Raw genomic sequence first — 22,888 nt, 5'->3', positions numbered from 1 at the left:
CAATATAAATATACGGGTTTGCTTTTATCTAGTTTATTAAACTCATCCGTAAAACCTTCAGAATAATAATCAATATTTTGGGCACCTTTAATATGTCCTTCTTGAAATTCTTCTGGAGTTCTAACATCAATCAGTTGAACCTTTTGGTTTTCTATTTGTGATTTGAATTCCGTACGATTAAGAACTACAATCCTCTCTTTGTCTTGGGCTTTTAGATTACAAACTGAGCTTATAAGCAACAAGGCTATTAATATATGTTTCATTTTAACTTTTAGTTTTTTGAATAGTATAAAATTACATCTTTTATAAGTTGTTTTCAGTAACATAAGTTACATAAAAAAAGAGTGACAATTCCTTGCCACTCTTTTTTTTTAAAATATATTATTCACTATTACTTTAAAGTTGAAGGACAAACGAAATTAGTAGTTGGAACTCCACTAGCTTTAATTTTTCCAAATCCTCCTGCTACATCTATTAAATTATGAATACCTCTGCTTTTTAGGATGGACGCAGCAATTACCGATCTATATCCTCCTGCACAATGTACATAAAACGTTTTATCATCTGGAAAATCAGCTAAATGCTCATTTAATGAATCAAGAGGTGTAAAATTAACATTCTCTACATGCTCTGCGGTATATTCTCCTTCTTTTCTAACATCGAAAATCACCTCTTTTACATCTTCATATCTCTCTTTAAATTCGTCGGCAGAAATAGAGGTAATCGAGTCGTACTCTAGTCCTTTATTTTTCCAAGCATCAAAACTTCCTTTTAAATAGCCTATCACGTTATCGAAGCCAACTCTAGATAATCTGGTTATTACCTCTTCCTCTCTTCCTTCTGGAGCAACAAGCAATATTGGTTGACTAACATCTACTATTAAAGCACCAACCCAAGGAGCAAATCCACCATCAATTCCAATAAAAATAGAACGAGGAATGTGACCCTTTACGAAATCGTTTTGATGACGTACATCTAAAACAATAGCCTCCGTTTCGTTGGCGGCTGCTTCAAATTCTTGAGGAGATAAAGGTTTTTGTGACTTTTGCATCACATTGTCAAAACTTTCATAACCTTGAATATTCATCATCACGTTTTGTGGGAAATATCCTGGAGGTGCACTTAAACCGTCTAAAAGTTCGGCTATAAATTCCTCTTTTGTCATATCCGCACGTAAGGCATAATTGGTCTTTTTCTGATTTCCGAGTGTATCCGTTGTTTCCTTACTCATGTTTTTCCCACAGGCAGAACCAGCTCCGTGATTTGGATACACAATTAAGTCGTCGCTAAGCGGCATTATCTTGTTTCTTAAGGAATCGAATAGGTATCCTGCTAATTTTTCTTGGGTTAAATCGGATGCTACTTTTTGAGCTAAATCAGGTCTTCCAACATCGCCAATAAATAAGGTGTCTCCTGTTACAATTCCATGCTCTTTTCCATTTTCATCGATCAGCAAATAGGTTGTGCTTTCCATGGTATGGCCCGGAGTATGGATAACTTTTATTTTATAATTTCCAACGTTAAAAACTTGTCCATCTTCAGCTATAATAGCATCGTAAGCAGGTTTAGCTGTTGGTCCGAATACAATTTCTGCACCTGTTTTCTTTTTTAAATCCAAATGACCACTAACAAAATCGGCATGGAAATGTGTTTCAAAAATATATTTAACTTTTGCATTATCCAGTTTCGCCCTTTTTATATATGGTTCTACTTCTCTTAATGGATCTATAATTGCTGCTTCACCATTGTTTTCTATATAATAAGCAGCATGTGCTAAACACCCTGTGTAAATCTGTTCAATCTTCATTTTATTCTAATATTTATCAATTGTTCAAAATTAATCATGTTATTCCACTTTGGCTGTAACATAGGTTACAATAATCATTACACCGTTAGTTCTTTATAAATTATATACACAGCCATACATAGTATGAACCAACCAAAGCCTTTTTTAAGTTTTGCTCCATTTATAAAATTGGACACGTAGGATCCAATAAAAATGCCGACTACTGAAATACCAGTAAAGCCAAGTAAAAATAACCAATCTATGTCTAAATGCCCAAAATCTCCAGTAAAACCTATTAAAGAATTAATTGCTATAATTAATAACGAGGTTCCAACAGCTTCTTTCATTGGCAAATGGGCTAATGCTATTAATGCTGGTATGATAATAAAACCTCCTCCGGCTCCAACTAAACCAGTAAATAAACCTATAAAAATGGCTTGAATAAAAATTAATAGATAGTTTAGTTTTATTGGTTCTTGATCTGTTTCTACGTCCTTTTTATTTGTTAACATCGTTTTTGCTGCTAGTAACATCATTACAGCAAATAGTGTCATAATTGCCATATCTTTTGATATAACATAGCCATTTAACCGAATTAAATCGTCTGGAATAGCAGGTAATATATAGCGTCTAGTCATATAAACGGCTATAAATGCTGGCACCGAAAATATAACAGCTACTTTAAAATTCACTCGCTTCTTTTGGATGTTTTTTACCGTCCCAAAAGCAGATGAAACCCCCACAACAAATAAGGAGTAGGCTGTTGCCGTTACGGCATTAAAATAAAATAAGTAAACTAAAATTGGAACGGTAAGTATGGATCCTCCTCCTCCAATTAAACCTAAAACAACTCCAATTAAAAGTGCTCCAATATATCCTAAGGTAGTATTTAAATCCATAAAAATGTTCTAAACTAGAACTATTATTGTTTTGTTATTATTTGTTTTCAGTTTTGATCTATAAATCGAGTAAGGAAATTCTATTCCTATTGATTTTTATTTGATTATTATTCTCTAAAGCTTTTAATATTCTAGAAACAACCACTCTGGATGTATGTAAATCGTTGGCTATTTGTTGATGAGTAACAATAATTTCGTCGTTGTGATTTACCATGGCCTTATCTCTCAAATACTTTAAAATGCGTTCGTCCATTTTTAAAAATGCGATAGTATCTATTGCTTCTAGAAGTTCAGACATTCTTTCGTTATAACTTTGAAGTATGAAATTTTGCCAGCTTTTATATTTTCCCATCCACGCAGCTAAGTTTTCTACAGGAATCATAATTAAGGTTGTATCGGTTTCGGCAATTGCTCTAATTTCGCTTCTTTTTTGTCCCATACAACAAGATAAGGTCATAGCGCAGGTATCTCCTTTTTCAATAAAATAGAGTATCAACTCATCACCATGATCGTCTTCTCTCATTATTTTAACTGCGCCACTTATTAATAAAGGCATAGATTTTATATAATCGCCAATTTCTATAAGCTTCCCTCCTTCTGGAATTTGCTTTAAAATACCAACTTGATTAATTTCTTGAAGTAGTTCTTCTTCAAACAAGTAACCATAATTCGCTTCTAAATCTTCTATCATGTTTGGTTGTTATATTATTTAATGATACAAATTTACGGTTTAACAATGAAATGGAATTAATATTCAGACATTTATAGAACTAGGCTTAAAACCACTTAACTAACTGAAAATGAATTACTAAAATTATGTTTAACAAGGAATTAACCAAAAATGCCAATTAATTTTCTTATCTTTATGGCATGATAGCAAAGGAAAAATTAGAAAACGAAGTATTTTTGAAGGAATCTTTAACATATTTAGAAAAGTTAGGATTCAACAACATCAAGGCTGATGCTGAAGGATATGAAACACCAAAATCTTACCTCAAGAAAGGGAGTGACATTTCAATAACTCCAAATATTGTGGCAGAAAAAGGTGGTAGAAAACATTATTTTGAAATAAGTTTAAAATCTGAACAACCTAAATTACTAAAATCTAAATGGAGATTTTTAGATGTTCTTACAAGAATGAAGGATGATAGATTTAAAATTATTACTCGTCGTGGGCACTATAAGTTTACCCAAGATATGTTGGACGAATTGAACTTGGATAAAACTCCAATTAAACTATAGGACACCTAATTAAATTAAACAAAAAAAGACTGCAAATTGCAGTCTTTTTTTGTTTAAACATTTTAGGTTTTATTTCTTATAAAACTTCGCGTATTTCCAATAAGCTAATCCAGCCAATACTGCAATAATTCCTAAGGCAATAAGAATGAATTTCACACTTACAATTTGATCACCACTAGCATAACTATGTAATCCAGCTAGATAGAAATTCACACCAAAGTAAGTCATCATAATACTTGAAAAAGCTAATATAGAAGCTAAGTTAAAAGCAAAACGTCCACGAAGTCCTGGAACCAAGCGCATATGAATTACAAAAGCGTAAACCATAATACTAATTAAAGCCCAAGTTTCCTTTGGGTCCCAGCCCCAATATCTTCCCCAGCTTTCGTTGGCCCACATACCTCCTAAAAAGTTTCCTATGGTTAGTAAAACCAAGCCAACAGTTAAGGCCATTTCGTTTATTATGGTTAACTCCTGAATGTTCAGCAGCATTTTCTTTTTATTTTCTTTATTTGTAAAAATCATTAAAAACAAACATACCACCCCTAACATCATCCCTAAGGTGAATGGTCCGTAACTAGCTACAATTACCGCCACATGAATCATTAACCAGTAACTATCTAATACGGGTTGTAAATTTGCAATAGCAGGATCCATCCAGCTCCAATGTGCAACCATTAAAATCATGGAAGTTACAAATGCTGTTGCGGCCACAGTTAAATCACTTTTTCTTCCAAAAATCAATCCAAATAGCATGGTTGCCCAAGCTACATAAATCATGGATTCATACGCATCACTCCAAGGAGCGTGTCCTGAAATATACCATCTAACAATAAGACCAATAGTATGTAGCACAAAAAGGCCTACAATAATATATTTAAAAACATTGACACCTACTTTTAATGCTTTACTCCTTTCTTTAAATATTTGAACAATAATTAGAACAAACATTAAAGCAGAGGCGTACATAAACCAGCTATAAAGCTTTTTAAAGATATCGTACTTGTTGTAACTTATTTCCGCTTGGATTTTTTTATCCGAAAGCATGACTTCACTACCAAACTTATGCTGCGTCTTTTTAAATGAATCTAAAAGATCTTCTGCTTTAGTAAAATCTCCAGATTGTTTAGCTGCGTTTAAAGTTAATAAGTATGCGCTAAATCCGTTATTGATAAAGTTTCCATATAGCGAATCCTTAATCTGTTCGCGATAATTATCTCTTCTAAATTCTACCGAAGAAATCCATTTATTGTTATAATCGTCTGGAATTGGGAAAATACGCAAAGCATATCCTTCAATGGTATTGTATAATAAATTTACACGTTGGTCTGTTTCCTTAAATTCCTTTTGGAAACCATTTGGAATTTGTGCTTTATAGGCTTCTTCTAAATAAGGAGCTAATTTATAAGTTCCATTTTCGGTAAAGAAGTTTACTAAGGACACGTATTTCTGACTTTCCTCTACTCCAATTATTTTACGAATAGAATCTCCTTTTTGAGGCTTTAAATAAATTATTGGTACGTTATACCATAATAAAGGACTTTCCTGAATAGATAAGAATACTTGGTTGGCATCAAATCCTTCATAAGTATCATGCTTACTTAGCTTTCGAAGCATTTCCGATGCATAGGTATTAATAGGCATCATACGTCCTCCAGCATCCTGAATTACTAAATGAGCAAATTTATCGGCATGTGCTTTAGGTGTAATATTAACCTCTAAAATAGAATCTATTTGTGCTTTGGTTGGAGCTAAACTGTGTTTGTGATTAGAATCTTGAGCGTATCCATGTAATCCAAAACATAAAAATAAAACCATTAATGCTTTTTCCTTCTTAAATTTCACTCTCTTAAGTTGGCGTTTTAAATCACCAAAACGAGTTCTCTTATCAAATAAGATAGCTATCATTCCGAAGTACAACAAGAAATACCCAATATAGGTTATCCAAGTTCCATAGAAATCGTGATTTACAGAAAGTCTAGTTCCTAACTCATCCGGGTCGAAACTAGCTTGGAAGAATCTATATCCTCCATGGTCCAAAATGTTGTTCATATAAATGCGGTAATCGTAATCACCTGTTTCTTCATCCATAACAGTTACTTCACTAGCAAAAGAAGAGTAGCTTTTTTCTGTTCCTGGATATTTATCCGCAATAAAATCGTTTAATTTTATACTAAATGGTAGTTCTATCGTTTTTGAACCATATTTTACCGCTATATCTAAACCTGCAATATGAACTGTTTCAAATGGTTTACTATACCCTTGACCACCTAATAATCTAACACGTTCTGTCTCGCCATTAGACGTTATTTTCAACACCAGACCGTCTTCGTCTCCTGCCAACATTTCTGATTTCTTTACAATATCAAAGGTTCCCTTCACAACAGGTTTTGGAAACACTATTTGCATGTTCCCTATAACATATCTAGAACGTAAAACAAGTGGTTGAAGGCTGTCCTTTACTAATTCACCCGTAAGCCCTGTGGCCATGGTCATGTACTCCCCTTCAAAAGGCGATTGTATGGTTAATCCATTTTCAGTTGAAGTAATATTAACAGCGCCTGGGACTTCTTTATTTAAAGAAAATAAAATGTTGTGAATGCTTTGCACTTCTCCAGATTCCAAAAAATGATTATGAGGTAAACCATCACCCGCTTCAACCATTTTTAAGTATTCTTTTCCGTTTTCGTCTGGAACGACATCTTTTTCTGCACTTCCTACAAATTTTTCAAGTTCGAAGGTAACGTCTTGCTTGTTGTAATCCGTTTTGTAGTGGAATTTATTATTTAATCGAGGTGAAAAATCGACTTCTTCTTCAACAATTTTTCTTTGAGCCTGACCATTCACCATATAATCACCATCTATATAAGCGGTAATATATGTTTTATGAGAAAGCATCACGTTTTCTGTTTCACCTTCACGAATACTCATCATCCCTTCATAACTGATATATCTAGTAATTCCAGCCCCGAGGATAATTAGGATGAATGACAAATGAAGTACTAAAGTCGCCCATTGCTCCTTTCTCCACAATCTATACTTCGGAATATTTCCGATAAAATTTATCATGAACACCACGAGGATAGCTTCGAACCACCAAGTGTTGTAAATAAGATTTCTTGTATAAGGTGTAGGTGAGGTTTCTTGTCCAGCATCCATAAAAGTTCCAATAGCCATCGCAGCTGCGTAAACAATAAATAAAATGGAGGTTAATCTGGTAGAAAATAAGAATTTGGTTATTTTATTTTGCATTATTTCGAGACTCTAAAATTTAATCGTGCAAATTTAAGGTTTTAAGTTTATTTAATCTGTTAAAAGCATAAAAAGAAGCCTTGGTTAAATTTTTTAAAATAAAAACTAAAACTGCCGTGGGTTTTATTTGTTAAAAAAGCGATAAACTAACTAATTTTGTCTGGCTTCAAAAATTTTCAAGAACAAAAAAGTACTCATTTTTCTAGCTTTTTGTTTGGCTTTCATGGCATAGTCTCCATCGTACATCTCGTCAATGGTTTCAATCCACAAACTCAACCATTTACCAAAGTGTTCTGGGGTTATGCTTTGATTATTATCTTGATCTACCCCAACATGAACAGCTAAAGGATTCCCATAATATTTATTTTCCAAACGTCGGGTTGTAAACAAACTGGTTTCCCAAAAGGTAGTTAATTTCACTATATGTTCTTCCCAGTCTTTAATTACACGATTAAAAAAAGGCCCTAAAAATGGGTCTTTTCTAATTTTGGAATAAAAAGCCGAGACTAATAAATAGACATCTTCACGAGTCGCTATATCTTCTTTTATCATTCTTAAATTTAAAATAGTCGAATTACATTAATTATTATAAGCGCTATTTCCACTAATAGAGTGGCAACTAAAAAATTAAATATAATATTGTTTTTTAATTGTGCATAAACAACGGCATTATAGCCCATAGCAAATACAACACATAAAGTTAGTTCAAAAAAATGGAATGTTCCTGTAATACTATTTTTTAAAATAAACATGGCTGCAATAGAGCCTAAACAACTTTGTAAAATAATAGTTAAAGGAATGTATAAAATATAATTTTTTTTAAAGTCGTGACGGTACTGGTTTAAAATATTCATTTCTTAGTGTTTAATATTCTCCTTACAAAGTTCAATAACTTATCTTTGTTATTTTATGATTCAAATCATACACAAATGATACCTATTGACTTATTAAACACATATAATCCGTTTATAAAAACCTACCACAAAGACGAGATAATTTTTAATGAAACTGAGAAGCCTAAGTATTACTATCAGCTAAAGTCTGGAAAAATCAAAATGTTTAACCTTACCGAAGAAGGAAAAGAGTTTACACAAGGTTTTTTTGAAAAAAACGCTTCTTTTGGTGAACCTCCCTTATTTGGAGCTTTTGATTATCCCGCGAGTGCTATCTGTTTAACTGATTGCGAAATTTATGTTTTAGAAAAAAAAGTGTTTTTCAACTTATTAAAGGCTCAACCAGATATCCATTTAAAGTTCACGAAATTAATTTGCAATAGAATGTTGTATAAAGCAAAAATTATGAAGGAACTGTCTATTCATCCGCCAGAACATCGCATTTTAACCCTATTACACCATTTAAAAGAATCCTCTAAAACTGAAGGTTTATTTGAAGTAAAATTAACACGTCAACAAATTTCAGAATTAACAGGCTTACGTGTAGAAACAGTTATTAGAGCTGTAAAACAGTTGGAAAAAAGTAAAAAATTAATTCTAAAACATCATAAAGTTTTTATTTAAATATCTTTAATTTACACCCATGATTTCAGTTAGTATACTTGGCGCAGGAAATGTTGCAACACACTTATTTAGAGTGTTTTCAAAAACCGAAACTGTTTCGGTTAAGCAGTGGTACAATAGAGACCTTGGTAAAATAAGTTCTTTTCAAAATGAGGTTTCGGTTACAGACAACCTTTCAGACTTAACAGAAGTAGATTTATATATTATTGCTGTAAGCGATGATGCTATTTCAGGAATTTCTGAAGCCTTACCTTTTTCAGACCGATTGGTAGTCCACACGTCTGGAAGTGTTAGTGTTTATGATTTAGACAAAAAAAATAGACGAGGTGTTTTTTACCCTTTACAAACTTTTTCTAAAGATGCTGAGCTTGATTTTAAAAACGTGCCTATTTGCATAGAAACTATTGGCAAAAAAGATTACCCACTTTTAAAATCATTGGCTGAAGCCATAGGATGCGACTATTACAAAATAAATAGCGACCAAAGAAAAGCCTTACATTTGGCTGCCGTATTTGTAAATAATTTCACCAACCAACTATATCGTGTTGCACATGAAATAACAGAATCTGAAGGCGTGGAATTTGATGTTTTAAAACCTTTAATATTAGAAACAGCTAAGAAGGTTCAATATTTATCACCTTATTTAGCACAAACAGGTCCTGCAAAACGCAACGATAAAAACACTATAAAAAGACATTTAAACTTGTTAGAAAGTGAAGAGCATAAAGCTATTTATAATTTAATGACTAATGCCATAAAAAATACGCATGGAAAATAAAAGCTACAAAGAATATCTAGAACAGATTAACACCTTAATTTTTGATATAGATGGTGTGTTAACTGATGGAACCATAACGGTAACCACTTCTGGCGAAATGCTAAGAACTATGAATATTAAGGACGGATATGCCTTAAAAACTGCCGTTGATAAAGGATTTAATGTGTGTGTTATTTCTGGAGGCACCAACGAAGGAGTTAGACATCGGTTGGAAGGATTAGGAATAAAAGATATTTTTCTTGGTGCACATAACAAAATTGAACAATTAAACCTGTTTTTGGAAAGGCATCAAATAGATTTAAAAAAGGTCTTGTTTATGGGTGATGATTTACCAGATTATCCTGTTATGACATTAGTAGGATTGCCTTGTTGCCCACAAGACGCTGTTCCTGAAATTAAAGCCATTTCTAAATATATTTCCCATAAAAATGGTGGTAACGGAGCTGTTAGAGATGTTATTGAGCAAGTTTTAAAAGTACAAGGAAAATGGTTTGATAATTTTAATGCCAAATACGATTAATTTTTCAATTTTATTTAAAGCAAAAACAATCCTAATTAAAGATTACTAATCACTTTATAATACCAAATTAAAACTCTTGAATTTCTTAAATCTTATTCGTTACAAGAACTTACTCATAATTGCGTTAGTTCAATTTTTAATAAAATACATGCTTTTAGAACCTTTTTTAAAAGCTACCAACCTTAGTGTTACACTAAATTTATTTGGATTTACATTATTGGTTTTGGCAACTCTGTGCATTGCGGCCGCAGGATATATCATTAACGATATTTACGATATTGAAATTGATTTGGTTAACAGACCAAAACGTGTTATAGTTGGAAAAAGCATTTCTGAAAAAACGGCAAATAACCTATTTATTATCTTTAATGTTGTTGGTGTTGGTATTGGATTTTATCTGTCACACTTAATTGGTAAAAGTGGTTTCTTTGCCATTTTTGTCATTATTTCGGCATTGTTATACGTTTATGCCTCCTATTTAAAACAACTACTATTAATTGGAAACATTGTTGTATCTCTTTTAGTAGCACTCAGCCTTATTATTGTTGGTTTATTCGATATCCTACCAGCCATAACTCCAGAAAACCGCGAGACACAAATTACTTTTTTCAATATTATTCTAGACTACGCCATATTTGCCTTTGTAATTAATCTTATTAGAGAAATAGTTAAAGACATAGAAGATGTTGATGGCGAATACAAAGCTGGTTTTAATACCTTACCTATCGCTATTGGTAGAAATAGAGCTATAAAAGTAGTTTTCGTCCTTTCCATAATGCTATTGTTTGGGGTGGTTTTTTATATCATTACCTTTTTATACTCTCAGTTATTGGTTGTAACCTATTTTCTAATATTTATTTTAGGACCACTCATTTATATTAGCCTTAAATCTTTTAATGCTGAAACCAAAAAAGAACTTCGGTTTATTAGTAAATTGCTTAAATTAGTCATGCTAATTGGTATGTTTTCATTAGCGCTTTATCAATTTGTTTTACTAGGATAATGTTAAACGAAAAACTAAAAAATCACCATCTTATTTTAGCTTCGGGGTCACCTAGAAGACAGCAATTTTTTGCCGATTTAGGATTGGATTTTGAAGTGCGCATAAAATCTATAAATGAAGAATACCCGTCTAGATTAATGCATTTTGAAATCAGTGATTATTTAGCTCAATTAAAAGCACTTCCATTTAAAGAAGAACTAAAAGATAACGATATTCTTATAACTAGCGACACCATTGTTTGGCATAACAACCAAGCCCTTGGAAAACCCATCGACAAAGAGGATGCTTTTAAGATGATAAAATCTTTAAGTGATGCAACACATGAAGTTATTACTTCTGTTTGTTTTACAACCACCACGCTTCAAAAAACGGTGCATGCTGTTACAAAGGTTACTTTTAAAGAGCTAAGTAACACCGAAATAACTCATTACATAGAAACCTTTAAACCGTTCGACAAAGCCGGAGCATACGGCATTCAGGAGTGGATTGGTCAAATAGGAATCAGCAAAATTGAAGGCTCATATTTTAATGTAGTAGGCCTGCCCACCCACCTTGTTTATCAAGCTTTAAACTCGTTGGTTTCTTCTTAAATATAACTTAAGGACCCGACTAATTCTTTAATTCTGTTCTATCTTTGCTCATTAATTTAATTATGGAAATGACATTCTTTCAAACGTATCAAACCGAAATTTTAGCGAGTTTATTTATTCTGCTATTTCTATTTATTATTAGAGTTATCGCTAAAAAACTCATCTATAAGTTAGGCAAGAAAACCGGAATAAATGATGCACGAATCACTTTAATAAGCAGATATGTAACGGTTACCTTGGTTTTACTTGCCCTTTTAATTGAAACCTTTATTTTCGGAGCTCAATTAAAAGATTTAGCCCTGGTATTTTCTTCTGTATTTGCAGTTATTGGAATTGCCTTATTTGCTATTTGGTCTATTTTAAGCAATATCACCTCTGGGGTTATCATGTTTTTTTCCTTTCCATATAAAGTAGGTGATAAAATTGAAATTCACGACAAGGACTCTCCTTTAGAAGGCATTATTGAAGACATTAGGGCTTTTCAGCTTCATTTAAGGTTGGATAACGGAAACTTGGTAACCTATCCGAATAACTTAATGTTGCAAAAAGCAGTAACACTTATTAAAAAGGATGCAATAGAAGAAGGCTCCGATGCTATATAAATTATTCATATATTTATAGTATTATATATACTTTATGCCGAAAAAGAGAACCAATAAATACAAAAAGCACATTAAGCAGTCTCCCGGTTCTATAGTTTATACCGGCGAAAACCCTACAAAAAAGCTCTTTATAGATGCTTTTGACTACAACTCTGATTTTATAGACGAATTAGAGCTTAGTTCTATTGAAGAAGCCTTTAGTTTTAAAAATTCTAAGTCCAATTCTTGGATAAATATAAATGGGTTGAACCACATCCATGATATTGAAAAGATTGGGAAACACTACAATCTGCACCCTTTAATTATTGCAGATATTGCCAACACCTCTCAAAGACCTAAAATTGATGTTTACGACGACTATATCTTCGTCATACTTAAAATGCTTTATTACGATGATAAAGAAAACATCAAAACAGAACAAATAAGTTTGGTTTTAGGTTCAAATTACGTGTTGACTTTCCAAGAAATGGAAGGAGATGTGTTTGATAATGTTAGAGAACGATTACGTATAGAAAATGGTAGAATTAGAACTCTAGGACCAGATTACCTCCTCTATGCTCTAATTGACGCCATTGTAGACCATTACTACATAGTAAGTGAAACTATGGGTAATAAAATTGAGGATTTAGAAGAAATTTTATTCAATGGTATTCTACAAGACGATTTAAGTCTGCAAGTTTTAAGTCTTAAGAAAGAAGTTTTAAAAACACGACGTGTCATTTTCCCTATTCGTGAAATTATTAGTCGCATAGAAAAAAACGAACATGTTTTAATAAAACCAACCTCCATTCAGTATTATCGAGATGTTTACGATCATGTAATTCAACTATCCGACGCCATAGAAATTTACAGGGAAATGATTTGGAGTTTAATGGATATGTATATGACTACCATTAGCAATAAAATGAATGAGGTTATGAAGGTTCTTACCATCATAGCCACCATTTTTATTCCGTTAACTTTTATTGCAGGAATTTATGGTATGAACTTCGATAACATCCCTGAACTACATTATAAATACAGTTATTTCATCCTATGGGGAATCATGATATTGATTTTTATTGGCATGATTTACTATTTCAAGAAGAAAAAATGGCTTTAAGTTTTTTCGATTCTTAGTTTTTAAGAAAATAAACAAAACAAGAGTAAAACGTTAAAGAAACATAAAAACCGGCAAGCCTGCTGGTTTTCTTTTTATATTTATTGCTTTCTAAAATACCTACTATGCAAAGATTATTACTTGTTATAATTATAGCACTATTTTCAAGCTTACATATTTATCCTCAAGCACCAAAAAAACCAAATGCTTCCGAGATTTACGAGTCCATTAAAAAACTTAACTTTTTAGGCTCTGTTCTTTACGTAGCTGCACATCCAGACGACGAAAACACTCGACTTATTTCATATATGTCTAACCAAGTAAAAGCAAGAACAGCCTACCTATCCTTAACACGAGGCGATGGCGGTCAAAACTTAATTGGACCTGAAATAAGTGAATTATTAGGCGTTATTAGAACTCAAGAGCTACTTACTGCCCGACAAATTGATGGAGGTGAACAACTTTTTACTCGTGCCAACGATTTTGGTTATTCTAAACACCCAGACGAAACCCTAGAAATATGGAATAAGGAAGCACTTTTAAGTGATGTTGTTTTGGCTATTCGTCAATTTCAACCAGATATTATCATTAACAGGTTTGACCACAGAAGTCCTGGTACTACACACGGACACCACACAAGCTCTGCTATGCTAAGCATCGAAGCTTTTGATATTTCAAACAATAAATCGGTTTATCCGAACCAATTAAAAAACACTAGCCTGTGGCAACCAAAGCGATTATTTTTCAATACATCTTGGTGGTTTTATGGTAGCCAAGAGAAGTACGAAAAAGCAGACAAAACCGGATTGTTAGAATTGGATTTAGGTACATTCTACCCTTTAAATGGTTTAAGCAACAATGAAATAGCTGCTTTAAGTAGAAGTCAGCATAAATCTCAAGGATTTGGAAATACCGGAACTCGTGGTTCTGACAAGGAATACATTGAATTGATTAAAGGAGACATGCCCAAAGATCAAACCAATCTTTTTGAAGGAATTGACACCACTTGGAATCGCGTTAAAGGAGGTGAAGCTATCGGAACTATTTTACAGCAAGTTGAAGCTCATTACGATTTCACCAATCCTGCAGCTAGTATTCCACAGTTAGTAAGAGCCTATCAGCTCATCCAAAACTTAGAAGATAAGCATTGGAGAAATTATAAAACTGAGGAAATTAAAAACATCATTTACGCTTGTGCGGGACTCTATTTAGAAGCCGCTTCGGAAAGCAGTCAAGCAACTCCGGGCGAGCGTGTCAACTTACATATAGAAACTATAAACAGAAGTGCCTATCCTATAAAATTAGAGTCTATTAGCTGTAACCAAACCACTATCACAAAACAGTTAGCACTTACAGAAAACAACAGATTCGATTTTGATGAAGTTTTAGAAATTCCAAGCAACCAAACCCCTACAACTCCATATTGGCTTACCGAAAAAGGTACTTTAGGCATGTATCAGGTTGCTGATGACTCCTTAATAGGAAAGCCAGAAACTCCAAGAGTTTTTACCGTGACTTTTAAATTAATTTTTGACAACACACCCATTAGCTTCACAAAACCTGTTATTTACAAAACCAACGACCCCGTAAAAGGAGAAGTTTACAAACCCTTTGAAGTTATTCCTGAAGCGTCAGTAAAGATCTCAGAAAAGGTTATTATTTTCGAAACAAGCCAAGTCAAAGACATTCCTGTTATAGTAAAAGCAGGACGTGAAAACTTACAAGGAAGTCTAAGCTTAAATTATCCAAAAGGATGGACCGTTTCGCCAGAAAAACAAGAAGTTCACATTTTACATAAAGGAGAAGAAAAAACCTATGTATTTCGAGTAACTCCTCCAGAAACTCAACATGAAGGTCAGTTAATTCCAGTCATGACTGTAAATGGAAAACATTATTCCAAAGAACTTATAGAAATAGATTACGAACACATTCCTTTTCAAACGGTATTACTTCCTTCTGAAAGTAAAATTGTACGTTTAGACATTCAGAAAAAAGGAGAAAACATTGGCTATATTGTGGGCGCTGGAGATGTGGTTCCTGAAAGTTTGCAACAAATTGGATATAAAGTAACTCTACTTAAACCTGAAGATATTAGCCCTGAAAATTTAAGTAATTTTGATGCTATTGTAGTTGGAATTAGAGCTTACAACACTTTGGAAACTTTAAAGTTTAAACAACAACAATTATTTAATTTTGTTCATGATGGCGGAAATATGATTGTTCAATACAATACAAACCACCAATTAAAGGTAGATGCTTTAGCTCCATACAAATTAAAATTATCTAAAGATCGGGTGACTGATGAACACTCCGATGTTAAGTTTCTAGAACCTAAACACGCGTTATTAAACACTCCTAATAAAATTACTCAAAATGATTTTGAAGGTTGGGTACAAGAACGCGGCTTATATTTTCCAGATTCATGGGGTAAAGAATTCACTCCTATTTTATCTATGCACGACAAAGGCGAATCGGCTAAAAAAGGTAGCTTATTAGTGGCTCAACATGGAAAAGGGTACTATATTTATACAGGACTAAGTTTCTTTAGAGAGTTTCCTGCGGGAGTTCCCGGAGCCTACCGCTTATTTGCCAACATGTTGAGTATTGGGAAAGACTCTGTTTTGGTGGGCGAAAAAAAATAAGCTTTAATTCAACGGGCTTAAAACTTCAATGGCTAATCTTTGAACATAAAAGTCTATAAATTAAAACATATGAAAAAATACAAATGGAATAACATGTACACCTTGGTATTAATAGCGAATGCTGTTTACATTGTTATTTTTTACTTTATCTCCAAAGCTTTTTAAATATGCAAACTTTAGACTGGATTGTTTTAATTGGTACACTTGCTACCATTGTAGGCTACGGAACTTGGAAAACTAGAGGAAGTAAAAACGTTCAAGATTATGTACGTGGTGGAAATCAATCGAAATGGTGGACGATTGGTTTATCGGTAATGGCAACACAAGCCAGTGCTATTACATTTTTATCAACACCGGGACAAGCCTTCCATTCAGGTATGGGCTTTGTACAATTTTATTTTGGACTTCCTATTGCCATGGTTATTATTTGCATGGTGTTTATTCCTTTATACCACAGACTTAAAGTATATACCGCTTATGAATTTCTGGAGAATCGTTTCGATTTAAAAACCAGAAGTCTTACTGCTATTTTATTTCTTATTCAACGCGGATTGGCGGCTGGAATTACCATTTACGCACCAGCCATCATCCTTTCTGCTGTTTTAGGTTGGAACTTAACTTACTTAAACGTCGTTATCGGGCTTTTAGTAATTATTTACACCGTTTCTGGTGGAACTAAAGCAGTAAGCATGACTCAAAAACACCAAATGGCGGTCATTTTTACAGGAATGTTTATTGCTTTCTTCTTAATTATAAGCTATTTGCCTGAAAACATCACTTTTACTAAAGCTTTAGAAATTGCTGGAGCAAGTGGGAAAATGGATGTCCTGGATTTTTCTTTTAATATGGAAAATCGCTATACGGTTTGGAGCGGTTTAATTGGTGGAACCTTTTTGGCATTATCTTATTTTGGAACAGACCAAAGTCAGGTGCAACGTTATCTATCAGGAAAATCTGTAAAGGAAATGCAAATGGGCTTAATTTTTAACGGCTTACTAAAGGTACCAATGCAGTTCTTTATTTTATTGGTAGGAGTTATGGTATTTGTTTTTTATCAATTTAACGAGTCGCCAATAAACTTTAATCCTGCCGCAGAACAGGTTCTTATGAACTCAGAGTTCTCGGGGGCCTATCAAGAATTGAAAAATGAACAACTAACTATTTTCAATCGTAAGCAAGAACACATAAATAATTTTGTTGCTACCGGAGATGCTAAATTTGCAAATGAAATTGCTTTAGCTAATGAGGCGGACAGGGTAAACCGAGAAGCTGCAAAAGTATTGATTCAAGATGCGGCTGATAAAAAAATTATGCGTGTTGAAACCAACGACAAAGATTATGTGTTTATTCATTTTATATTAAACAATTTACCTCGTGGTTTAATTGGTTTACTTTTAGCTGTTATTTTAAGTGCAGCCATGTCTAGTACAGCAAGCGAATTAAATGCATTGGCCTCTACAACTTCATTAGATTTATATAAACGAAGTATTGCTCCTGATAAGGATGAAACCCATTATTTGAAAGCAACAAAATGGTTTACGTTTGGTTGGGGAATTTTAGCCATAATTATTGCTAGTATTGCTTATTTAGCCGATAATTTAATTCAGTTAGTAAATATTATAGGATCTATTTTCTACGGAAATGTACTGGGAATTTTCTTGTTGGCCTTTTTCTTTAAATACGTTCGTGGCCATGCGGTTTTCGTTGCGGCTTTAATTACTCAAGCTATTGTAATTATTGGTTGGTGGTTCGATTGGATGCCGTATTTATGGTTGAACCTATTTGGTTGTGTGCTTGTCATTCTACTCGCATTTATCCTTCAGAAATTCCTCTTTAAATCCAGGTAAATAACAAGGGTATCTTTTAGAGAAAACCTATAAAATAAAAAAAGCCTCACAAATAAAATTGTGAGGCTTTTTTTATTATTAATTTTAAACTAATTATTTCTCCCATTCTTTAAGAGAGTCCATATTCATTTTTACATAATCGTCATTTCCTGCCGCTTTTGAAGCTTCTAAGGATTTTTTAGCAATTTTGATAGCTCCTTTAATATCACCCGTTTTCGCGTAAATTAAAGACTGTTGTCTCAATTGGTAGAACATTGGCTCATCCATCATTGTCATGGCTTTATCCATCCATTCTTTTGCTTGTTTTAAATCTTTACCTTCTTCAGAATAGTATACCGCTGCAGCGTAATAATCGCTTGCTTTTGGTGTCCCGTTTAAAGCATCGTTAATAGACGCTAAAACTTTATCATCTGTTGGCACAGTAAAAGGAACTCCTACATAGGTTTTTTCCCATATAATTTCTAAAGTTGCTCCAGAATTACTAATTTGATTAATATCCATAGTAAAGTTTTCAACATTAAAAGGCATTTGGTGTACTTGTGCATTTACTCTAGCTGCTACTTTAGAATCATCCCATTTTTCAGGTAAGCCCCAGTTTCCAGTTTCTGTGTAAAACATAACTTCCCAAACCTCTTTTCCTGGTTTTGCATAAACGGCATAAGATCCAGCTTTTAAAAGTTGCCCCATAATAGTTACGTTATCTGTAAACGTTATGATGCTGTTTTTGTTTGCTCCTGTTCTCCAAACTTTATCGAAAGGGACAAGATCTCCAAAAACGGTACGTCCTTTTACTCCTGGACGAGAATATTCAAGTGTGAAATCGGTTAAACCTACCTTCTGCTCCACTTTACTTAATGGGCTAGATTGTGGCGTTGTAACCTGAGAATTCATTTGGAACGATAAGGCTCCTACAGCCATAAATAATAATATTTTTTTCATTTTTTTAAGTTTTAAAATAATTATATTAATAATACAAAAATAGCCCTTAAGTGGGAAGGATTTGTTAATAAAAACCTAATCTTCCCCAAGACACTTGTGATCAATACTTTTAAGCATTTGGTAAAAACCCTCTAAATGACTGATGTTTAGGTTACAGATTAAATCTTCTTTTCATACTTTATTCATTTTATCAATAATTCCGTTAGTTTTTACATTTACTACGATTTTTCACTCTCAAATATACAGCTTTTAACATTTAAATCATAGATAAAACTGTGGTTTAAATATCGAAACAGCTTATTAACCAACAACTTACACGCTTCAACCAATAAATAATGTTCAATTATTTATTAGTTCTTTTGATTTTTATAATGATATATTGAGTAAGAGAGTTTATATATTATAAACTCAGCCTTTACATATTTTACCGTCAAGTGATTGAGAAATCTGCCAAAAAGATTTAGAACCCTAATTTATTTGATTTATACGCCTTAATTCCCCCTAGCTATACTATTTTAAAATATTCCATTATTTACTCGATTTAATAATTTAACATATTTCCCTTTCAAAAAGGTGCTTAAAAAATAGTTTAATTGCCAAAATTTGGTTAAAGATTTGTATTCCCCGAAAATAATGGCTTTATTACTCCATTAGAGAATAACAGGTTGTATTTGTTCATTTTGTCTAAGCTTCAAGAATTGAAATTAGACGCTTGCAGAATTACAAAATTAATGATATTCCATATGGAAAAAGGATTGCATTGAATTAAAAACAAGTATTCATCACACAATCCCATTCATTACAAAACCTGTTAAAGGCATTATTTATTTAAAATTAAAAACTATTAAAACAATAAAATTATGGAACTTATAGACAAAGCTTTAGAATTTGAAAAAACAAGTTTAAGATCTCTATCTACAAGCGATCGCATTGAGATTTCAAGAGAAGCTAAATCGCTTATCCTTGGTTTAAATGAAATATATAAAACAAAGAAAGACGAGAAAATCATGGAGATTATGAAAAGACTTACTGCCATGAAACAAAAAGTAGAAAAACGTCTAAAAGGAAGACCTTTAACAGCCTAAAACATTAGGTTTTAGAATAAAAGGTAGACTTTAAACCTATTACTAACCTTATTTGATTCAGTAATAAAAACTATTAAAAATACACCAAGCCGATCGTTTGGTGTATTTTTTTTTGTAGTATTATTTAAATTACCCGTAGAACTGATTTTTTTTTGTTATAAACTATGTCACAAACAATTAACCTATTTTGGTTTCGTAGAGATTTACGTCTAGATGACAATATTGGCTTATTTGAAGCCTTAAAAGGCCCGCATCCTGTCCTACCAATTTTTATTTTCGACACAAATATTTTAGACGAACTCCCAAAAAATGATTCACGAGTCAGTTTTATTTATAAAACCCTTCAAAATTTAAAGGACCAATTACAGTCCAATTACGAAAGCGACATCTGTTTGTATCATGGAACACCTTTGGAAATTTTTAAAAATTTAGTCACGCAATACCAAATTAACTCGGTATTTACAAATCGGGATTACGAGCCCTATGCTCAGGAAAGAGATTCCGAAATAGCCCGTTTTCTTACTAGTCGTGACATTCAATTTAAAGATTTTAAAGACCAGGTGATTTTTGAAAAAAACGAAGTTGTAAAAAGTGATGGCAAGCCTTATTTGGTGTATACACCCTATATGAAAAGGTGGAAGGCCAAATTCAATTCTGAAACCTTAGAAACCTATCCTTCGAGAAAAATACTCCATAATTTGTTTCCGATACTAGACGCCCCAAACCTCGGTTTAAAAGATCTTGGCTTCTCCCCTTCAAGTCAGGACATTACAGATTTTAAAGTGGACTCTGATTTAATTCAAAACTACGAAGCCACAAGAAATTTTCCTTTCAAGGATAGCAGCTCTAAATTAGGGCCGCACTTACGATTTGGAACAGTTAGTATTAGGACTGTTATGCAAAAAGCCATTGCTGAAACCAACGAGGTTTTTTGGCAAGAGTTAATTTGGAGAGAATTTTTTATGCAAATTTTATGGCATTTTCCAGAAACCGTACACCGCAGCTTTAAACCCAAATACGACAACATTAAATGGCGAAATAACGAAAAGGAATTTCAACTTTGGTGTGAAGGAAAAACAGGTTACCCCCTAGTAGATGCAGGCATGCGTCAATTAAATGAAACCGGATTTATGCACAATCGTGTACGTATGTTGGTTGGTAGCTTTTTATGCAAACACTTATTAATAGATTGGCGTTGGGGCGAAGCCTATTTTGCCAAAAAACTACACGATTATGAAATGGCAAGCAACATAGGTAACTGGCAATGGGTGGCTGGTTGTGGCGTAGATGCTGCCCCCTATTTTAGAATATTTAATCCAACGACACAAATAGATAAGTTTGATAAAAAACTAGAGTATATTAAAAAATGGGTTCCAGATTTTCAAGAACTAAGCTATCCACAGCCCATGGTAGATCATAAAGAAGCTAGAGAACGCTGTTTAAGAGTTTACAAAGAAGCATTGAGTTAGAGTAAATTAATTCTCTTGAAACTAAAAGAGCCTTTGATTTTAAGAACTACAAGAAAGCATGGAGCATCCTGTTTTATTACGAGCCCATTCTGGTCTTTTTACAAACCATTTTTCGGATTCTTTTTGCTCTCCATAAGGATTCAAGAGTAATTGGTACAGTTCATCCACCACAGAGTAATCTCCTTTATCCGCTGCCTCTATAGCTAACTGAGCCATATAATTTCTAAGGACGTATTTTGGATTTACGGAGTTCATTTTATTTTTTCTATCCTCATTGGATAAGGCTTCGCGTTGCAGTCTAGAGACATAAGCTTGAAACCAAGCTTTCCATTCTTCCTTCACCGTACCATTTATAGCTTCTGGCACATAAAAGGCATCCATTTCCGGAGCTAAAAAATCATCTGTTATTGCAGCGTTCTTATCAATCTTACTTAGATTTCTATAGAAAATAGTCATGTCTGTTTCGGTCAATTGCAAGTTCTCCTCCAAAGTATTAATGAGAACAACATCTTCCGCCTCCTCCGAAAAAATACCGATTTTAGATTTCATCATCTTTAGGTATAGTTTCTTATAGTCAGTGCGATAGCCTTCAAGAATTGCTTCAAGAGGTTCAGCCTCATCGATTAATGGGAATAATGAACTTGCCAATCTGTAAAGATTCCAAAGACCTATATTAACCTGGTTGCCATATCTATAGCGTTTATCCCTATTATCAGTGGTATTTGGTGTCCATCCCTCATCATATCCTTCAAGCCAACCATAAGGACCGTAATCAATAGTTAAGCCTAGAATGGACATATTATCTGTATTCATAACGCCATGAACAAACCCCACACGTTGCCAATAGATTAACATGTCCAAGGTGCGGTTTGTAACTTCTTGAAAAAACTGAATATAGCCTTCCTTGGTTCCCTTTTCTATATGAGGAAAGTAGTGTTTGATGGTATAATCTGTAAGTAATTTTAATGTTTCAACATCTTCTCTAGCCAATAAAATTTCAAAACTTCCGAAGCGTATAAAAGAAGGTGCTACTCGGCAAACCACTGCTCCTTTTTCATATTCTGGATGCCCGGTATATAAAATATCTCTTAAAACCCTGTCGCCAGTTTCACAAATAGATAATGCTCTTGTGGTAGGAACATTTAAATGAAACATGGCTTCAGAACACAGATACTCACGAATGGAAGAACGTAAAACAGCCAAGCCATCTGCACTTCTAGAGTACGGAGTTTCCCCTGCTCCTTTTAACTGCAATGCCCAGTGCTTGTTATTGTGTTCCATTTCAAACAAATTAATAGCCCTTCCATCACCTAATTGTCCTGCCCAATTTCCAAATTGATGCCCTCCGTAACACATGGCGTAAGGTTTTGTATTTGGAACCATGCTGTTTCCAGAAAAGATTTTTAGAAAGGCTTCAGACTGTAAATCGTTGTCAGTGATTCCAAGCTCCTTAGCCAATTCAGGAGACGCATGAACTAAGGCTGGTTGTTTCGTCTTTTTTGGTTCTACATAAGAAAAACAAGCATGAACCGGTCTTCTGAAGTTTTCCAATATCGGATCAGCAGGTAATTCTTTAGTAAATGTATCTTTTATATTAAATTTCATGGTAATGTTTTAA

At 33.3% G+C, this 22,888-nt stretch carries 21 protein-coding genes; 12 read left to right on the top strand and 9 right to left on the bottom strand.

The window, feature by feature from the left end:
• From VKY41_RS09065 to VKY41_RS09050, 4 genes are all read right to left on the bottom strand, one after another.
• On the bottom strand, positions 1-263 hold a 263-nt coding region (locus VKY41_RS09065), incomplete at its 3' end, for a rhodanese-like domain-containing protein (RefSeq protein ID WP_500814127.1).
• A 128-nt stretch (positions 264-391) separates the two neighbouring features.
• Positions 392-1,807, bottom strand: coding sequence for an MBL fold metallo-hydrolase (locus VKY41_RS09060; RefSeq protein ID WP_500814126.1), 1,416 nt, complete (start codon positions 1,805-1,807; stop codon positions 392-394).
• A gap of 77 nt (positions 1,808-1,884) precedes the next feature.
• On the bottom strand, positions 1,885-2,685 hold the full coding sequence (locus tag VKY41_RS09055; RefSeq protein ID WP_500814125.1) for a sulfite exporter TauE/SafE family protein: 801 nt from the start codon (positions 2,683-2,685) through the stop codon (positions 1,885-1,887).
• A gap of 58 nt (positions 2,686-2,743) precedes the next feature.
• Positions 2,744-3,376 carry a Crp/Fnr family transcriptional regulator gene (locus VKY41_RS09050; protein ID WP_500814124.1) on the bottom strand — a complete coding sequence of 211 codons (633 nt, stop codon included), beginning with the start codon at positions 3,374-3,376 and terminating at the stop codon, positions 2,744-2,746.
• Between the two features lie 179 nt (positions 3,377-3,555).
• Here VKY41_RS09050 and VKY41_RS09045 point away from each other — a divergent pair, with 179 nt between their 5' ends.
• A complete protein-coding gene (locus tag VKY41_RS09045) occupies positions 3,556-3,927 on the top strand; it encodes a hypothetical protein (RefSeq protein WP_500814123.1) in 372 nt (123 codons plus the stop codon).
• 69 nt (positions 3,928-3,996) lie between these two features.
• Here the strand turns inward: VKY41_RS09045 and VKY41_RS09040 are convergent, their stop codons facing one another.
• The 3 genes from VKY41_RS09040 to VKY41_RS09030 form a co-directional block, all read right to left on the bottom strand.
• Positions 3,997-7,179 carry a cytochrome c biogenesis protein gene (locus tag VKY41_RS09040; RefSeq protein WP_500814122.1) on the bottom strand — a complete coding sequence of 1,061 codons (3,183 nt, stop codon included), beginning with the start codon at positions 7,177-7,179 and terminating at the stop codon, positions 3,997-3,999.
• A gap of 150 nt (positions 7,180-7,329) precedes the next feature.
• A complete protein-coding gene (locus tag VKY41_RS09035; RefSeq protein WP_500814121.1) occupies positions 7,330-7,731 on the bottom strand; it encodes a group III truncated hemoglobin in 402 nt (133 codons plus the stop codon).
• An 8-nt stretch (positions 7,732-7,739) separates the two neighbouring features.
• A complete protein-coding gene (locus VKY41_RS09030) occupies positions 7,740-8,033 on the bottom strand; it encodes a hypothetical protein (RefSeq protein ID WP_500814120.1) in 294 nt (97 codons plus the stop codon).
• Positions 8,034-8,108: 75 nt separating this feature from the next.
• Between VKY41_RS09030 and VKY41_RS09025 the strand changes: the two genes are divergently transcribed.
• The 9 genes from VKY41_RS09025 to VKY41_RS08985 all read left to right on the top strand — a co-directional run bounded on the left by VKY41_RS09025 (position 8,109) and on the right by VKY41_RS08985 (position 17,777).
• On the top strand, positions 8,109-8,696 hold the full coding sequence (locus VKY41_RS09025; RefSeq protein WP_500814119.1) for a Crp/Fnr family transcriptional regulator: 588 nt from the start codon (positions 8,109-8,111) through the stop codon (positions 8,694-8,696).
• A gap of 19 nt (positions 8,697-8,715) precedes the next feature.
• Entirely contained in the window at positions 8,716-9,474 is a 759-nt protein-coding gene (locus VKY41_RS09020) for a Rossmann-like and DUF2520 domain-containing protein (RefSeq protein WP_500814118.1), read from the top strand.
• Positions 9,464-9,994, top strand: coding sequence for a KdsC family phosphatase (locus tag VKY41_RS09015; RefSeq protein ID WP_500814117.1), 531 nt, complete (start codon positions 9,464-9,466; stop codon positions 9,992-9,994). The genes VKY41_RS09020 and VKY41_RS09015 overlap by 11 nt, the downstream gene beginning before the upstream one ends.
• A gap of 76 nt (positions 9,995-10,070) precedes the next feature.
• On the top strand, positions 10,071-10,997 hold the full coding sequence (locus VKY41_RS09010) for a geranylgeranylglycerol-phosphate geranylgeranyltransferase (protein ID WP_500814116.1): 927 nt from the start codon (positions 10,071-10,073) through the stop codon (positions 10,995-10,997).
• Positions 10,997-11,587 carry a Maf-like protein gene (locus VKY41_RS09005; RefSeq protein ID WP_500814115.1) on the top strand — a complete coding sequence of 197 codons (591 nt, stop codon included), beginning with the start codon at positions 10,997-10,999 and terminating at the stop codon, positions 11,585-11,587. Before VKY41_RS09010 ends, VKY41_RS09005 begins: the two co-directional genes overlap by 1 nt.
• A 68-nt stretch (positions 11,588-11,655) precedes the next feature.
• Complete coding sequence (locus VKY41_RS09000) at positions 11,656-12,189, top strand: mechanosensitive ion channel domain-containing protein (protein WP_500814128.1); 534 nt, start codon at positions 11,656-11,658, stop codon at positions 12,187-12,189.
• Positions 12,190-12,223: 34 nt separating this feature from the next.
• A complete protein-coding gene (gene corA, locus VKY41_RS08995; RefSeq protein WP_500814114.1) occupies positions 12,224-13,291 on the top strand; it encodes a magnesium/cobalt transporter CorA in 1,068 nt (355 codons plus the stop codon).
• A gap of 122 nt (positions 13,292-13,413) precedes the next feature.
• On the top strand, positions 13,414-15,930 hold the full coding sequence (locus VKY41_RS08990; RefSeq protein WP_500814113.1) for a PIG-L family deacetylase: 2,517 nt from the start codon (positions 13,414-13,416) through the stop codon (positions 15,928-15,930).
• 167 nt (positions 15,931-16,097) lie between these two features.
• Positions 16,098-17,777 (top strand): sodium:solute symporter family protein, encoded by a 1,680-nt coding sequence (locus VKY41_RS08985; RefSeq protein WP_500814112.1) that lies wholly within the window; start codon positions 16,098-16,100, stop codon positions 17,775-17,777.
• Positions 17,778-17,870: 93 nt separating this feature from the next.
• On the opposite strand, the gene VKY41_RS08980 is transcribed toward VKY41_RS08985, so the two are convergent.
• Complete coding sequence (locus VKY41_RS08980) at positions 17,871-18,716, bottom strand: DUF2911 domain-containing protein (RefSeq protein WP_500814111.1); 846 nt, start codon at positions 18,714-18,716, stop codon at positions 17,871-17,873.
• A gap of 860 nt (positions 18,717-19,576) precedes the next feature.
• On the opposite strand from VKY41_RS08980, the gene VKY41_RS08975 reads away from it, so the two are divergent.
• Complete coding sequence (locus VKY41_RS08975; RefSeq protein WP_500814110.1) at positions 19,577-19,801, top strand: hypothetical protein; 225 nt, start codon at positions 19,577-19,579, stop codon at positions 19,799-19,801.
• Between the two features lie 164 nt (positions 19,802-19,965).
• Positions 19,966-21,270 (top strand): cryptochrome/photolyase family protein, encoded by a 1,305-nt coding sequence (locus tag VKY41_RS08970; RefSeq protein ID WP_500814109.1) that lies wholly within the window; start codon positions 19,966-19,968, stop codon positions 21,268-21,270.
• A gap of 39 nt (positions 21,271-21,309) precedes the next feature.
• Here the strand turns inward: VKY41_RS08970 and VKY41_RS08965 are convergent, their stop codons facing one another.
• Positions 21,310-22,875 carry a protein adenylyltransferase SelO gene (locus VKY41_RS08965; protein WP_500814108.1) on the bottom strand — a complete coding sequence of 522 codons (1,566 nt, stop codon included), beginning with the start codon at positions 22,873-22,875 and terminating at the stop codon, positions 21,310-21,312.
• Between the last annotated feature and the right edge of the window lie 13 nt (positions 22,876-22,888).

It is taken from the genome of Xanthomarina sp., from assembly GCF_035306605.1.
Lineage (GTDB): Bacteria > Bacteroidota > Bacteroidia > Flavobacteriales > Flavobacteriaceae > Xanthomarina.
This window is presented reverse-complemented; position numbering and strand designations above follow the sequence as displayed.